Annotated in this window: 14 protein-coding genes; 12 read left to right on the top strand and 2 right to left on the bottom strand. The window is 60.4% G+C overall.

Annotated features, from left to right (window positions below; translation table 11 throughout):
• Nucleotides 1-30: 30 nt before the first annotated feature.
• The 12 genes from CFE428DRAFT_RS21805 to atpC all read left to right on the top strand — a co-directional run bounded on the left by CFE428DRAFT_RS21805 (nt 31) and on the right by atpC (nt 12565).
• Entirely contained in the window at nt 31-1302 is a 1272-nt protein-coding gene (locus CFE428DRAFT_RS21805; RefSeq protein ID WP_006981821.1) for an FMN-binding protein, read from the top strand.
• Between the two features lie 51 nt (nt 1303-1353).
• A complete protein-coding gene (locus tag CFE428DRAFT_RS21800) occupies nt 1354-2547 on the top strand; it encodes a glycosyltransferase (RefSeq protein WP_006981820.1) in 1194 nt (397 codons plus the stop codon).
• Between the two features lie 8 nt (nt 2548-2555).
• Entirely contained in the window at nt 2556-3839 is a 1284-nt protein-coding gene (locus CFE428DRAFT_RS34190; RefSeq protein ID WP_006981819.1) for a glycosyltransferase family 4 protein, read from the top strand.
• Between the two features lie 115 nt (nt 3840-3954).
• On the top strand, nt 3955-5034 hold the full coding sequence (locus CFE428DRAFT_RS21790) for an SMP-30/gluconolactonase/LRE family protein (RefSeq protein ID WP_006981818.1): 1080 nt from the start codon (nt 3955-3957) through the stop codon (nt 5032-5034).
• A gap of 431 nt (nt 5035-5465) precedes the next feature.
• Entirely contained in the window at nt 5466-6713 is a 1248-nt protein-coding gene (atpB, locus tag CFE428DRAFT_RS21785) for a F0F1 ATP synthase subunit A (RefSeq protein WP_202797480.1), read from the top strand.
• Between the two features lie 84 nt (nt 6714-6797).
• Nucleotides 6798-7016 carry an ATP synthase F0 subunit C gene (locus CFE428DRAFT_RS21780; RefSeq protein WP_006981816.1) on the top strand — a complete coding sequence of 73 codons (219 nt, stop codon included), beginning with the start codon at nt 6798-6800 and terminating at the stop codon, nt 7014-7016.
• A 64-nt stretch (nt 7017-7080) separates the two neighbouring features.
• Nucleotides 7081-7641, top strand: a complete 561-nt coding sequence (gene atpF / locus CFE428DRAFT_RS21775; protein ID WP_006981815.1) for a F0F1 ATP synthase subunit B — start codon at nt 7081-7083, stop codon at nt 7639-7641.
• Between the two features lie 4 nt (nt 7642-7645).
• Nucleotides 7646-8047 (top strand): ATP synthase F1 subunit delta, encoded by a 402-nt coding sequence (gene atpH, locus CFE428DRAFT_RS21770; RefSeq protein ID WP_006981814.1) that lies wholly within the window; start codon nt 7646-7648, stop codon nt 8045-8047.
• 37 nt (nt 8048-8084) lie between these two features.
• Nucleotides 8085-9611, top strand: coding sequence for a F0F1 ATP synthase subunit alpha (gene atpA, locus CFE428DRAFT_RS21765; protein WP_006981813.1), 1527 nt, complete (start codon nt 8085-8087; stop codon nt 9609-9611).
• A gap of 48 nt (nt 9612-9659) precedes the next feature.
• On the top strand, nt 9660-10526 hold the full coding sequence (atpG, locus tag CFE428DRAFT_RS21760; protein ID WP_006981812.1) for an ATP synthase F1 subunit gamma: 867 nt from the start codon (nt 9660-9662) through the stop codon (nt 10524-10526).
• Between the two features lie 56 nt (nt 10527-10582).
• Nucleotides 10583-11989, top strand: a complete 1407-nt coding sequence (gene atpD, locus CFE428DRAFT_RS21755; protein WP_006981811.1) for a F0F1 ATP synthase subunit beta — start codon at nt 10583-10585, stop codon at nt 11987-11989.
• Nucleotides 11990-12151: 162 nt separating this feature from the next.
• Nucleotides 12152-12565: an ATP synthase F1 subunit epsilon gene (gene atpC, locus CFE428DRAFT_RS21750; protein ID WP_006981809.1), complete on the top strand. Its 414-nt coding sequence runs from the start codon at nt 12152-12154 to the stop codon at nt 12563-12565.
• A 216-nt stretch (nt 12566-12781) separates the two neighbouring features.
• Here atpC and CFE428DRAFT_RS21745 read toward each other — a convergent pair whose 3' ends face one another.
• Together CFE428DRAFT_RS21745 and CFE428DRAFT_RS21740 are read right to left on the bottom strand one after the other, a co-directional pair.
• The gene (locus CFE428DRAFT_RS21745) at nt 12782-13681 is read right to left on the bottom strand and encodes a TIM barrel protein (RefSeq protein WP_006981808.1); all 900 of its coding nucleotides are present in this window, start codon (nt 13679-13681) and stop codon (nt 12782-12784) included.
• A 65-nt stretch (nt 13682-13746) separates the two neighbouring features.
• The gene (locus tag CFE428DRAFT_RS21740; RefSeq protein WP_006981807.1) at nt 13747-15042 is read right to left on the bottom strand and encodes a Gfo/Idh/MocA family protein; all 1296 of its coding nucleotides are present in this window, start codon (nt 15040-15042) and stop codon (nt 13747-13749) included.
• Between the last annotated feature and the right edge of the window lie 110 nt (nt 15043-15152).

The raw sequence follows: 15152 nt of genomic DNA, 5'->3' as shown, positions 1-15152 counted from the left end.
TGAACACTGATTACTAATTACTCTCCCCCCGTGTTCCGCCGCGTCCTCCTCCAGATCTACCGACTCGCGATCCTCGTCGCGATCGCCTGGATCGTGCGGGCGCACTATGTGCGGCTGCGGATCGAGGGAAATTCGCCGATCACGCTCGAGGAAGTGCGGGCGATCTTTCCGAAAGCGACAGAACTGCGGGCCGACTCGGGAGAGCGGGCCGGCATGTTTGTCTGGGACGGTGCTGGGCACCAGCTTGGCTACGTCCTGCGCACTTCACCGGTCACGGATGATATCATCGGCTATCGCGGGTGGACGGATACGCTGATTGCCTTCGATCCCGCGTTGCACGTCATCGGGGTGCGACTGCGTTCCTCGCAGGATACTGCGGAGCATGTGGAAGACATTCGCGAGGACCGTTATTACTTCAAAACGTGGAATGGTAAATCGTGGGATTCCGTGGCGCGAACGACGCCTGAGCAGGCGGGAATCGAGGGTGTGAGCGGCGCGACGATGACGAGCATGGCCATGGCTGAAGGCATCACGCGACGTCTGCGGTCCGCCGATGCGGCGCTCGCATTGAAGCCGCCGCCGATTCGCTTCAAATGGGTGGATGGAGGACTGGTGGCGATCATCGTCGTGGCACTCATCCTGGCATTCAAAGGGACGCATGGGCGGCCGTGGTTGCGGCGCGGATTTCAAGTGCTGGTCATTGGCTATGTCGGTTTCTTTGCCGGCGCGCCGTTGGCGCAGTCGCTCTTCGCCGGTTGGGCGGAGAATGGCGTGCCGTGGCGAAATGCGCCGGCGCTGGTCTTGCTGGCCGCGGCGGCGCTGGTGGTTCCGTGGGCCACGCGCAAACCGCTCTATTGCCAGCACCTCTGTCCTCATGGCGCCGCGCAGGAATTGCTGGGGCATTTCGCTCCGCGTCGCTGGCGGATTGCGTTGCCCAAAGGTTTCGCCGCCGGCTTGCGCTGGCTGGCGCCGCTGACCCTCGGCCTGGTGGTCATCATCACGATGCTCGGATTGCCGATGGACCTTGCGCATCTCGAACCTTTCGATGCCTACAGCCTGCGCGTGGCCGGCATCGCGACCATCGCCATCGCGGTGGTCGGGTTGATCGCCTCGCTCTTCGTGCCGATGGCTTATTGCCGTTACGGTTGCCCGACGGGGGCGCTCCTGGAGTTCATTCGCGCGCGTGGGGCGGCGGACCGTTTCGGCCGTCGCGACATCGCCGCGCTGCTGCTGGTGGTGCTAACGGAAGGGCTCGCCTGGAAATACCAGGCGCTCCACGCCTGGATCTTCAGCACGACTTGACCGCGCCTCTGGCTGGACAAACCGCCGCGCGTTTTCAAAAGTCGGCGTTCCATGCCGCCAACCAGTGAGTCCAACGCCAAACCGATCGTCGCGAGTTATTGCACGACGTTCCTGAAGCCGGAGATGCGGCACATCTACCGGCAGGTCACCGGCCTGCAGCGGTATTCGACCTTTGTCATGACGCGCGAGCGGATGTGCGAGGAGCAGTTTCCTTTTGCCGACGTCGAACTGGTCCCGCGCGCCCGGAAGAACTTCATCAAACGCTTTTATCTCAAATACATTCGCAAGCTGCCGCCGGTCTATTACCGCGGGGAATTGCAGGTGCTGATCAAGATGCTGAAGCGGCGGCCGGCCGACGTGATGCATGCTTATTTCGGCCACACGGGGGTGCATCTGCTGCCGTTCATTCAGGAATGGGACAGGCCGTGCGTGGTCTCGTTTCACGGCATGGACATCCAGGCCCGTCCGCAGCAGGAGGGCTACGATGCCCAAATGCAGGAATTGCTGCGCACCGTGCCGTTGGTGCTCGCGCGCTCGAAATCGCTGATGGATGGCCTCGAGCGTCTCGGTTGCCCAAAAGAAAAGCTGCGCTTGAACCGCACGGGCATTCCGCTCGAGCAATTTCCCTTTCAGCAGCGCCCCATGCCGGTGGATGGCTCCTGGCGTTTCGTGCAGGCGTGCCGGTTGATCGCGAAGAAAGGCCTCCGCACGGCGATCCACGCCTTCGCGAAGTTCCATGAAAAGCATCCGAAGTCGCACTACTGCATCGCCGGCGACGGGCCGATGAAAGCGGAGATCGAAAAATTGATCGGCGAGCTTGGCTTGCAGGAAGCCGTGGAGCTGCGCGGGTTTCTTTCGCAGGAAGACCTCGCGGCGCTCTATGCGCGCTCGCACATTTTCCTGCACCCGAGCGAAATGCCGCCGGATCAAAACCAGGAAGGCGTGCCGAACTCGATGCTCGAGGCCATGGCTACCGGGCTGCCGGTGGTGGCGACGACCCATGGGGGCATTCCCGAAGCGGTGACGCACGAACGCACCGGCTTGCTCGTGCCCGAGCGCGATCAAGAAGCGCTTTTCCAGGCGATGTGCCAGATCACGGCTGAGCCGGATTCGCTCTATATCCTCGGCCAGGCGGCCTCGCGGGCCGTGCGCGAAGAATTCGAGCAGAGCAAGCAGATCGAAAAGCTGGAGAGTTACTACGACGAAGCGCGGTCGATGGGCGGAGCGCGCGCCCGGACGAAATAGACGACACAATGCCCGCCGCACCGCATTCTTTTGCGTATCTGTTCGAACGCTTTCCGTCGTTCGTGCAAACCTTTGTCTATCGCGAGGCGGTGGAGATGGTGCGGCAGGGGATGAATCCGTGGCTCGTGTCCCTGCGCCGCCCGGACGATCCCGGAGATCTCGCGGAGAAACTGGACGTCGAAGTCTTCTACGCACCGGAGGAGAAGGAATTGCGCGCCGAGGTCGATGGCCAACGCAAACAGCGCAAGCTCTCGTGGCGGCCGCACAAGGCGATTCCCCGGCATCGCCACGAGCCCGATGCGCAGCGGATGTTCGAGGCGATCTGGCTCGGGCCGCGGCTGCGCGAGAAGGGAATTCGCCATGTGCACGCGCACTTCGGTGGTGTCGCCGCCCGCACCGCTTGGTGGCTGCGGAAACTTTACGGGATTGGTTACAGCTTCACCGGTCACGCCAACGACATTTTCTGCGACACGGATTTTCCGGTGAGTAATGCCGATCTGGTGCGTGATGCGCGTTTCGTCGTGACCGAGACGGACTACGCTCGTCGCTGGATGGAGAAAAAGTATCCGTGGGCGAAGGGGAAGGTCTTCCGCGTTTTCAATGGCGTGGCCACCGACGGCTTTCCCGCGAAAGAGCCGGCCTCCGGCGTCCCGCGCATCATTTCCGTGGGGCGTTACGTGGAGAAGAAAGGCTTCGGCGATCTGATCCAGGCGTGCGGGCTGCTGCGGGATCGCGGCATCGATTTCGTGTGCGGGATTGTTGGCGGTGGACCTTTGGAAGCGCAGTTGCAGTCGCAAATCACGGAGGCGAAGCTCGATCAGCAGGTGCAATTACTCGGACCGCGCTCACAGAATGAAGTGCGGCGCATGTTGGCCGCCGCGCAGCTTTTCGTGCTGGCATGTGTGCCGGAAAAGGATGGCGGAAGCGACAACCTGCCGACCGTCATCATGGAGGCGATGCTGGCCCGCACGCCGGTCATTTCCACGGAACTGGCGGGCGTTCCCGAGATGATCACCCCCGGGCAGGATGGCCTGCTGGTCCTGCCGCAGAATCCGGTGGCCCTGGCCGAAGCGATGGCGGGCTTGCTGACGGATCCGTCCAACGCGGAACGCTTGGGGCAAAAAGGGCGGACCACCGCCGAGGAAAAGTTCGCCGTCGACAAGACGACCGGCATCTTAAAGCACCTATTGGCCGAGCGTGCTCCCACGGTCATTCCAGACGCCGCGCGCCGGCTGGATCCATCCATTCCCGTTCCCAGTGTCGCCACCAGATTGTTACAGCTCTTTCGATAAATGATTTTTGTAGGTAAAACCCCGGAGCCCGATTGACATTGTACCACGGACCGTCCACCCTCCCGCGCCAAACCTCTCGTACCTGCGTTATTCGCGGGCACAATTTTCCACTTTGATGCTCCCACCCCGCGCGAAGAAACTGCCGTTGAGCTTGCTGGTTTTTGCCATTTGCTCGCTTGGACTCTCCCTCGAAACTTTTGCCGGCGACGCCTACAAGTGGTCGGTCCAATATCTGATCGACAATAGTCGCACGATCTTTGGCCGCCCGCAGAAGGTCTCGCCCCGCCACAACCGAGGCCTCGCCATTTCACCAGATGGCAAATACCTCTACGCTGGCTATCACCACAGCTTCAACAACTCCGGCGAAGTGCGGCGCATCCGGACCGACGTTCCCGATTTCGATCGCGCGACCGAGGCGCTGCTCCCCGGCGTGCTGGGCAAGGCGATCACGACCGATGACAAAGGCCGCGTCTACATTTGCGACCGGGCCGGCATCTACGTCTACGACGCGACGCTCGAACACAAGATGGTGCGAATTCCCGCCACGGCGTGCGAAGGCGTCGCCACCGCTCGCGAAGGCGGCCAGCTCGCGCTTTACGGGACGGATCGTGAGGACGGCACGCTCAGCCGTTGGCTGCTGCAGGAATCCGGCGCCGACGTGACCGCGGCGACGCTCAGCGGATTTGAGGGTTCCGGCGTAATCAAGGTGCCCGGTGCCTATGATCTGCGCGGCATGAAGATCGATGCCAAGGGCAACTTCTGGATGTGCGACCTGAAAGGCAACAAGGTCTTCCGCATGAGCCACAACGGGAAGGATGTGAAATCGGTCGCCGTACCGGTTCCCATTGATGTGGCGATCGATGGCGAGCGCGTGTTTGTCACGCGTTCGACGGAACGGGCGATCTCCGTGCTCGACACCGAAATGAACGTGATCGGCAGCCTGAATGTGCCGTGGGAGGAATTGGAGCTGACGCCGTTTGGCAACAGCCATAACGGCGCGCTGGGCGGCATCGTCGTAGTCCCCGGTAAAGGATTTTTTGTCGCGAACGAAGCGGGCGAAACTGCCAATCAGCGCTCCACCTACGGGCGCATCGACGAGCACAGCGATTTCGTGAACGGCAAGTTGTATCGTGACATCTTCGAGGACGACAACGAACCGATTCTGCGCGCGACCGAAGTCGAGACGGCGCCGTAGTCACTCGGAATGTGTTTTGCGGGACGACGCTGTCGCATCGGCGTCGTCCCAGTAAGTGCCGGTGGTATGGTGGTGTGATATTACCCCGTGGCGGGGCAATTATCCGCGCTTTTTTCGCGGAGTTGGCTTTCGAGGAGGAGGATTGGCGAGTTCTTCGGCCCGGTGCTCCAGGTCCTCGGCATTGGCTTGCAGAGTGGCCGCGGCCTTGTGAAGTTTGGTGGCAGCATCTCGCAATGCTCTGATTTCGAAGTGAAGGAAGTTCGGCTGGGACGCGGGAAGATGCATGAATGGAAATGGGGCGGGTGATCAATTCGGAAATACGCGGCAAGACGTAGATCGCCGAGGCTACGCCCGGGTTGCTTCCACTTTGGCTCAGGAAAGGGGGCACAAATAAATTTAGGAACCGCGTTGCCGCAAGTTCGCCGCAGCGGATGAGTCGCCCTCTGAACGCGAATTTATTGCTTTGCAACGACTGGCGGAGGGCGTTAAATCCCGGCCCCTTTTTAAGAGAAAAAGCGGAGCTTGTGAAAAAATTCACAAAGTTCTTGCCACAATTCCAAACGCATTGTTTTATCTCCCCAGCATCGCCTGAAGTTCACCTGCGCATCCAGTGCCCCAGCGCAGGGGATTTTAGAATCCGGTCGAGTTATCGGCTGTCGGTCTTCTTGCTTTGCCTAACCAGGAAAATGACCATTCCTCCTCTACACAACACCTGGTCCACCGTTCGCCGGTGGGTCCGACTCATTTTTATTTGCTGCGCGATGCTTGGCATCAGCAGTTTCGCAACGGTTGCCGTTCGTGCGGCGGAAGCTGCCCCCAAGACGGCTGAGGTGGCGTCCGCTCAACAGGCGGCGCCGGAAACCGAAAAGGCGGAAGAAGAGCATCATGGTCTTCCGCAGAATGCGCCCGTCCTTGGCGGTAAGTACCTTCAGGTCACCAGCTCCATGGTTTGGACTTGGATCATCGCTCTTGGAATTATTATCTTCGCGCGGTATGCGACGCGGCAGATCAAGGAGGTGCCGGAGGGGGCACAGAATTTCTGGGAGTGGCTCGTGGAAAGTCTGCGGGACTTTCTCGAGAGCATCATTGGCCGTGAGTTGGTGAAGAAGACCTTTTGGTTCTTTGCGACGCTCTTCATCTTCATTCTCTTTGCCAACTGGGCGGGTCTTATTCCCGGTGTTGGCACGATCGGGTGGGGGATTCCGGACGCGCAGGGTGGCTTGCATCATATTTCCAAGCCGCTCTTCCGTGGGGTCAATGCGGACCTCAACATGACGTTGGGTATGTCGCTCTTGTTTTTCGTTCTGTGGATTATCTGGGCCTTCCAGGCCAACGGCTTCGGCGGCATGATCATGCATATCTTTGGGCCCAAGGGCGAGATGAAGAGCTTCTGGGGTAAGGCCGGTATGGTCGTGATCTTTGCGATTGTCGGTGTTTTGGAGCTCATTTCCATCGCCTTCCGTCCGGTCTCTCTTAGTTTCCGTCTCTACGGCAATATCTTCGCGGGTGAGAACATTCTCGAGTCGATGTCCAACATCGTCCCGGGTCTCTCCTGGCTGATTCCGGTTCCTTTCTACTTCATGGAGTTGCTCGTCGGCATCGCGCAGGCGCTCGTCTTCATGCTCCTCACGGCGGTCTTCACCATGTTGATCTGCCAGCACGAAGAGGATCACCACTAAATCATCTTACCAACACTTTCGGCAGTCGGACCGTGCATGTCAGCGGGGGCTGTCGGGAAAACCAAAACCAAAAAGGAAACATCAATGAACATCGCAACCATCCTCGCTGAAATGAGTGGGAGCATTCACGTTGGTCTCGCGGCGCTCGGCGCGGCGGTCGGCGTGGGTCTCATCGGTATGGGCGCTTCGTCGGCGGTGGGCCGGAATCCCGGTGCCGCTACCCCGATCCTCGTCCAGGCGATCCTGAGCACTGCCTTCGCTGAAGGCATCGTGTTCTTCGCCATCTACCTCGTTCAGAAGTAATTCGTGGCGCGGGGTTGGTAACAGCCCCGCGCCCGTTTCCTCCGGCTTTCTTTCTTTTTTACCTATGACTTTCTTACTCCCTCTCGCTGCGGAAGGCGGCATTATTGAAAATCTCCAAAAGAGCGCTCAGGAGACTGCTGAAGTCTTCGGCGTGAACGCTTGGGCGCTTTTCTCGCAGATCATCAGTTTCTCCATCGTGGCGTTCCTGCTGCACAAGCTTGCTTACAAGCCGATCCTCAACGTGCTTGAAGAGCGCCGGAAGAAAATCGCGGAAGGGCTCGCCAACGCCGAAAAAATCAAGGTGCAACTCGCCGAGTCCGAGGCTCGCGTGCAGGAGATCCTGACCAAGGCCAATGTCGATGCGCAGCGGTTGATCGACGAAGCCCGCGCCAGCGCGCAGGTGGTCGCCGACCGGCGCACCCAGCAGGCGATTGCCGAAGCCGAGCAGATCATCGCCAAGGCGCGCGAAGCGACGGGCATCGAACGCGAGAAGATCATGGCCGAGCTCAAGCGCGAAGTCGGCCGTCTCGTCATCGACACCACGTCCCGCGTCACCGGCAAGGTGCTTACGCAGGCCGATCAGAAGCGGATCAACGAGGAGGCCTCGCGCGAAGTCGCGGCCTGATGTCATGAAGATCGACAAGGATTCACGCAAACTCTCGAAGCAGCTCTTTGCGGCCAGCTTCACCGAAGGCAAACTCGACGCGAAGCGCGTCGCGGCCATCGCCAAGGAAGTGGCCGGCAGCAAGCCGCGCAATGCGCTGGGCATTCTCAAGGAATACCGTCGCCTCGTGCGCCTCGAATCGGCCAAGCATCACGCCATCGTCGAGAGCGCTGTGGATCTGGACGAGGCCATGGCCAAGGAACTCACCGCCAGCCTCAAAGCCAAGTATGGCAAGGATCTGCGCACGGAATTCAAGGTCTCGCCCGAATTGCTCGGCGGCCTCCGCATCAAGGTCGGGAGCGACGTTATTGACGGCTCCGTCCGCGAACGTCTCCGCCGTCTCGAATCCGAACTCATCTACGCCTAAGCGCCCCTAACCCCTTCTACCCAAACCTACCTTTCACATGAGCAGCATCCTGCAAGAACTCGAAAAGCAAATCGGCGGTCTCAAGACCAGCACGGCCAAGTCCAACGTCGGCATCGTGCGCGAAGTCGGTGACGGTGTCGCCAAGATCGAAGGCCTGAGCGGCGTCATGCTCAATGAGATGATCGAATTTCCCGGTGGTCTCTACGGCCTGGCGCTGAACCTCGAAGAGAGCGAAGTCGGCGCCATTCTTCTCGGTGACGAGAAGGGCGTGGTCGAAGGCACGGAAGTCAAGACGACCGGTCGCCTCCTTTCGGTTCCGGTGGGCAAGGGGCTCCTCGGCCGCGTGGTCGATACGCTCGGCAATCCGGTGGATAACAAGGGCCCGATCCAGGCGACGGCCAGTTACCCGGTGGAAAAGATCGCCCCTGGCATCATCAAGCGTAAGTCGGTCAGCCAGCCGGTGCAAACTGGCATCATGGCCATCGACGCGATGATTCCGATCGGCCGCGGTCAGCGTGAGCTGATCATCGGTGACCGTGCGACCGGCAAAACGACCATCGCCATCGACGCGATCATCAACCAGGCCCGTATCAACAAGGCCAACGAGGGCAAGCCGAATTTCCGCCCGCTGTATTCCATCTACGTGGCTATCGGCCAGAAGCAGTCGAACGTCGCGCGTTCCATTGCGGTGCTCGAGCAGGCTGGTGCGATGCAGTACACCATCATCATTTGCGCCACGGCTTCCGACACGGCCACCAACCAATATCTCGCTCCGTTCTCCGGCGCGGCGATGGGTGAGTGGTTCATGGATAACGGCATGGACGCCCTGATCGTGTTCGACGATCTTTCCAAGCACGCCGTGGCTTACCGCCAGGTGTCGCTGCTTCTCAAGCGCCCGTCCGGCCGTGAAGCGTATCCTGGCGACGTCTTCTATCTCCACAGCCGCTTGCTCGAGCGCAGTGCCCGCGTGGACGAGAAGAACGGCAACGGCTCGCTCACCGCGTTGCCGATCATCGAGACGCAGGCCGGCGACGTGTCCGCCTACATTCCGACGAACGTGATTTCGATCACCGACGGTCAGATCTATCTCGAAACCGACCTCTTCTATCAAGGCATCCGCCCCGCGGTTTCCGTGGGTCTCTCGGTGTCCCGCGTGGGTTCCGCCGCGCAGATCAAGGCAGTGAAACAGGTAGCCGGCAAGATCAAGGGTGACCTTGCGCAGTTCCGCGAATTGGCGGCTTTCGCCCAGTTCGGCAGCGATCTCGATGCCAAGACGAAGTCGATGCTCGATCGTGGCGCCCGCATCGTGGAACTTTTCAAGCAGGTGCAGTACAACCCGCTCGCGACCGAAGTGATGGTTGCGGTGCTGTGGTCGATGCAGAACGGCTACATGGACGACGTTCCCGTCGACAAGATCAAGGATTTCCAGCTCAAGCTGCAGGAGTACTTTACCACCCGCAAGGATGCCGTGCTCGGCAAGATCCGCGACAAGGGTGCGATCGACGACGAAATCACCAACGACCTCAAGTCGGCGCTCGGCGATTTCAAGACCGGCTACCGCTAAGCGGGATCGGTGATCCTAAACACTCAACCCTCAACTCTCCACTAATCGATGGCCGCCAATACCCGCGACATCCGGCGCCGGATCAAGTCCGTCAAGAACACGGCGCAGATCACCAAGGCGATGCAGATGGTTGCTGCCTCCAAGATGCGCAAGGCGCAGCAGCTCGCCATTGATGGCCGGCCGTACGCCCAGCTGCTCAACAAGATCAGCGCGGCGGTGAACGAGGTGCACGGTGACGAGAAGCACCCGCTGCTCCAGCAGCGTGAGGTGAAGAAAGAGCTCGTCATCATCATCTCCACGGACAAGGGCCTCTGCGGCGCGTTGAACACCAACTTGCTGCGCGAAGCGGCGAAGTTCGATCCGGAGAAGACGCTCTTCATTACCGGTGGCCGTAAGGCGGCGCAGTGGGCGGCGCGTTCCAGGCGCAACCTGATCGCGGAGTTTCAACTCAAGGACACGCCGTCCTTCGTGGAAACGAAAGTCATCTCCAAGATGGCGATCGAGCAGTTTCTTGATGGCTCGGTGGACAAGGTTTCCGTGCTCGTGACGCGTTTCGTGAACACGCTGACGCAAGAGCCGGTCGTCTTCCAATTGCTGCCTGTCTCCGCGTCTCCGTCGAACACGAAGGACATGGAAGCCGCCCGCGAAGCGGGTGGGTTGGACGTCGAGTTCGAACCAAACTCGCTGGCCGTGCTTGATGCATTGCTGCCTTACTACGCGCACTTCGCCATCTACCGCGCCGTCGTCGAAGCCCGTGCGGCCGAGCACAGCGCGCGAATGGTCGCGATGAAGAGTGCGACCGATAACGCCAAGTCGCTGATCAAGGATCTCACGCTCGAGTACAACAAGATCCGCCAGGCGAGTATCACTACCGAACTTCTCGAAATCACCACCGCGCAAATGGCGCTCGGCTAAAGCGCGCACTTCAGACCCCAAACATCGATCTTCCAATTCCGATCTCCGAATAACCTATGAGCAATACCGGCACCATCGTCCAAGTCATCGGTCCCGTTGTGGACGTTGACTTTTCCGCGAGTACGCTTCCGAAAATTTATGAAGCGCTCGAAATCACGTTCGACGTGAACGGCGTTTCCACCCGCCTCGTCCTCGAAGTGCAGCAGCACCTCGGCGAAGGTTGGGTCCGCGCCATCGCGATGAGCTCGAGCGAAGGCCTCAAGCGCGGCTTGAAGGTCACCGCCACCGGCAGTGCGATCTCCGTGCCGGTCGGCGAAGGCGTGCTCGGCCGCGTGTTCAACGTCACCGGTGATCCGGTGGATGAGCGTGGCGAAGTGCCGCACACGAAACGTTATCCGATTCACCGCGCGGCGCCCACGCTCATGGACCAGGACGTGAAGGCGAACATTCTCGAGACCGGCATCAAGGTCATTGACCTCATCTGCCCCTTCACCAAGGGCGGCAAGGTCGGAGCGTTCGGCGGTGCGGGCGTCGGCAAGACCGTCGTCATCATGGAACTCATCAACAACATCGCCAAGGGCCACGGTGGTTACTCCGTGTTCGCCGGCGTGGGTGAGCGCACCCGTGAAGGCAACGACCTCTATCATGAAATGAGCGAGGCCGGCGTTATCAACCAGAAGGACCTCAGCAAGTCCAAGGTGGCGTTGGTTTACGGCCAGATGAATGAGCCCCCCGGCGCGCGTCTCCGCGTGGCCCTCTCGGCTCTCTCGATGGCGGAATACTTCCGCGACGAGAAGAACCAGGACGTGCTCCTCTTCGTCGACAACGTGTTCCGCTTCTCGCAGGCCGGTTCCGAAGTGTCCGCGCTCCTCGGCCGCACGCCGTCGGCGGTGGGTTACCAGCCCACGCTCGCCGCGGAAATGGGCCAGCTCCAGGAACGCATCACCTCGACCACGAAGGGTTCGGTGACGAGCTTCCAGGCGGTTTACGTCCCTGCGGATGACTTAACCGACCCGGCGCCGGCCAACACCTTCGCGCACTTGGACTCGACGATCGTGCTCGAGCGTTCCATCGCGGAACTCGGTATTTATCCAGCGGTGGATCCTCTCGCTTCGACCTCGAAGGCGCTCGCGCCGGAAATCGTCGGCGAAGAACACTACGCGGTCGCCCGAGGCGTCCAGCGCGTGCTCCAACGCTACAAGGATCTGCAGGACATCATCGCCATTCTCGGCATGGACGAACTCTCGCCCGAGGATAAGCTCACGGTGTTCCGCGCTCGTAAAATCCAGCGCTTCCTTTCGCAGCCCTTCACGGTTGCCGAAGTCTTCACCGGCACGCCCGGCCAGTACGTCTCGATCGCGGAGACCATCCGCGGCTTCAAGGAAATCCTCGAAGGCAAGCACGACGACGTGAACGAGACGAACTTCTACATGAAGGGCGGCATCGACATGATCAAGGGCTAGGTGCTGTGAGTTGAGAGTTGATGGTTGAGAGTTGAGAGCCGCGAAAATGAAAGCGACGCTCAAACTGAATTCAGCCCAACTTCCGACTACCTCCTGCCAAAACAATTTGCAGGTGCACACGTGGCTCTCAACTCTCAACTATTAACTCTCAACTAATTCCCAATGGCCACACTTCGCCTCGAAATTGTTACGCCGGATAAACTCGCCTTTGAAGGTGACGTCGAGTCTGTCGTCATTCCCGGCTCCGAGGGAGAACTCGGCGTGCTGCCGATGCACATTCCGCTGATGACGCAGATCAAGCCCGGCGAAGTGGTCATCACGCAGAACGGCAAGAAGGATTATCTTGCCGTGGGTGAAGGCTTCGCGACGGTCACGCAGACCAACGTGAACATCCTCACCGACATGGCGATCGAGTGGCAGCACATCGACGAGACGGCGGCGGAAGCCGCCATTGAGCGCGCCAAGTCGACCCTTGCCGGCCGTCATGACCTCTCCGAGGAAGAAGTCGCGTCCGTGCAAGCCTCGCTGCTCAAGAGCCTCGCGCAGTTGCACGTCAGGCGCCGGCACCACAGCTAAGGCAGGCGGACGTAACGAAGAAACAATTCAAGAAGGGCGCTGCTTCCGCAGCGCCCTTTCTTTTTGGCGTGCTGGGCTATTCTTTCTCGCCCCCCTCGGCATGAATAAAAGCGAGAGGCGGCTGGGGTACAGCCGCCTCTGCGTTGATTTTGGATGATCCTTGGTGACGCGTGCCTCGCACCAGTCCCGCTGGCTTATGGACTTACCGACTGGCGATTAGCTCGCCAGGATCTTGTCCGTCCGTTCGGCGAGGAACTTGAGGCGCGTGGCGTCGCCGCCGGGCACTTCGAGGATGCCGTAGCCCTGATAACCGATCTCATCGAGCGCGGTCATAATGGACGGCCAATCATCGTCGCCTTCACCGAGTTCCACCTGAAAGCCTTTGTACGGCCCTTCGGCGTCGCGCTTCTTGCGGCTGTATTCCTTGATGTGCAGGTTGCGGATGCGCTTGTTGAGGATCCGCACCCAATGTTCGGGCCAGCCGTAGGTCACGCAATTGCCGATATCGAAGTGCCAGCCGACGTAGGGATGATTGATCTCATCGACGAAGCGCGCGGCGTCGACCGGGTTCGTGATGAACAGGTTCCAGACGTTCTCGATGGCAATGTGGCACTTGGCCTTCTCCGCCGCATCGGTGCAACGTTTGATCCCCTCGATCGCGCGCTGCCAGCACTGGAGATAGTCGACCTGTTTGTTGACCACGCCGGGGACCAACAGCACTCGCGTGCAGCCGATCTCACCGCCTTGGGTCAGGGCCTGCTGCAACCCGATGACCGTGCGTTCGCGCTTGGCCGGATCGGGATCGCTGAGCGGGAATTTCCAGTGCGGCGTGCAGATGATGCCGGCGACGTCCAGCCCACTCGCGGCCTTCGCCTGGTTGATGATGTCCACGCTCAGGTCCGCATCAGGCAGGTTGAGCTCGATACCATCAAACCCCGCATCGCGCACCGCCTTGAACTTGTCTTCCACCGACCCACTCACTTTCACCATCCCGAGATTCACCGCCTTTTTGATGGGGCGTTTCTTCGCAGGAGTGTCGACGGAATGGGCGAGGGGAGTGAGCGCGGACGCAGCCAGCGCGGCGCCCGTGGTTTGCAGGAAGGTGCGACGATTCATATGGGGATGAGCAGTTGTGACGCGATCGTGATATCCTCAAAGTAATGCGGCAGCGGGCGCGTGGCTTAGAAAAACTTCGTGCGCCCAGGCATCGCCACCGGCGGCGTCGGCAGCTTCATATCCCACGTGAGCGGTTCCTTCGGCGCGAGCACTTCCTCGGACTTCAGCGCCTGCTCCCAGGTGATCGTCTTGCCGGTGTAAGCCGACATGCGGCCCATGATCCCCATGAGCGTGCTGTGCGCGAGTTTCTCGCCGTAATTCAGCGGCGTGCCCTTGCGCAGCGCGGCAAACATCTCCTCGTGCTCCGTCTGGTACATGTCATTGCGCGGGCCATCATACTTCCACGAGGTCTTGCCCTCGATGGTGTGCATCTTGCGGAAGCCATTGATCCGCGCCGTGCCCTCGCTGCCGATGATCTCGTCCGCGTTCTCGTTGTCGCAACCCTGCTGCTGACGGCAATAGACGAAACCACGCGCGCCCTCGGGATATTCATACGACACCGCGAAGTGATCGTAGACGCATCCGTACTGCTCCTCGATGCGCTGCTGCCGGCCGCCGAGCGCGGTCACGCTGATCGGATCGACATCGCCGAATGCCCAGCTCATCTTGTCCACGGTGTGGATGGCCTGCTCGACGAGATGATCGCCCGAGAGCCAGGTGTAATACAGCCAGTTGCGGAGCTGCCATTCGAGATCGGTCCACTCCGGCTTACGCTCCTTCACCCAGGGCGAATTCGCGAGATAGGTGCCGTAGTAAGACCGCATCTTGCCGATCGCGCCGTCCTTGATCTGCTGGAAGATCGCGCGTTCCGCGTAGTTCGAGCGCCAGCAAAAGCCCGACTGAATGCCGAGCCCCTTCTTCTTCGCTTCCTGCGCCGTGGCGATCACGTCGCGCACGCCGGGCGCATCGACGGCCACCGGCTTCTCGCAGAACACGTGCTTGCCGGCCGCGATCGCCTTTTTCAAATGCTGCGGACGGAACCCGGGGGGCGTGGTGAGAATGACCACGTCGATGTCCGTGGCCAGGACCTGGTCGATCGCCTCGAGGCCGATATACTTGTTGCCTTCCTCCACCTTCACCTGGTCGGGCTTGATCTTGCTGATGTTTTCGAAGCTGGTGTAGAGGCGGTCCCGGGCGATGTCGCCCATGGCGGTGAGGACCACATTCTTGTCGGCGGAGAGCGCATTGCCGAGCGCACCCGTGCCGCGCCCGCCGCAACCCACAATGCCGAGCTTCAGTGTCTTCTCATTGTCGGCGCGAACGATGGCGGGAAAGCCGATCACGGAAGTGGCAGCCACCGCAGCGGCGGAGCGGGCGAGAAAAGAGCGGCGATTCAGGGGAGTATCGGATGTGTTGTTCATGGTGGAATAGTTGTCAAAACTGCCTTTGCAGTGGGCGCACGCTAGCAGACATGAGTTGCTTGTCCAGCGCCTCCTTTTAGTTATGACGCACTGCCTTGGTGCGCCGGGAG

Origin of the sequence: Chthoniobacter flavus Ellin428 (assembly GCF_000173075.1) — a bacterium.
Classification (GTDB): domain Bacteria; phylum Verrucomicrobiota; class Verrucomicrobiia; order Chthoniobacterales; family Chthoniobacteraceae; genus Chthoniobacter; species Chthoniobacter flavus.
The sequence above is the reverse complement of the archived record's forward strand: the minus strand, read 5'-3'. Positions and strand labels throughout refer to the sequence as shown.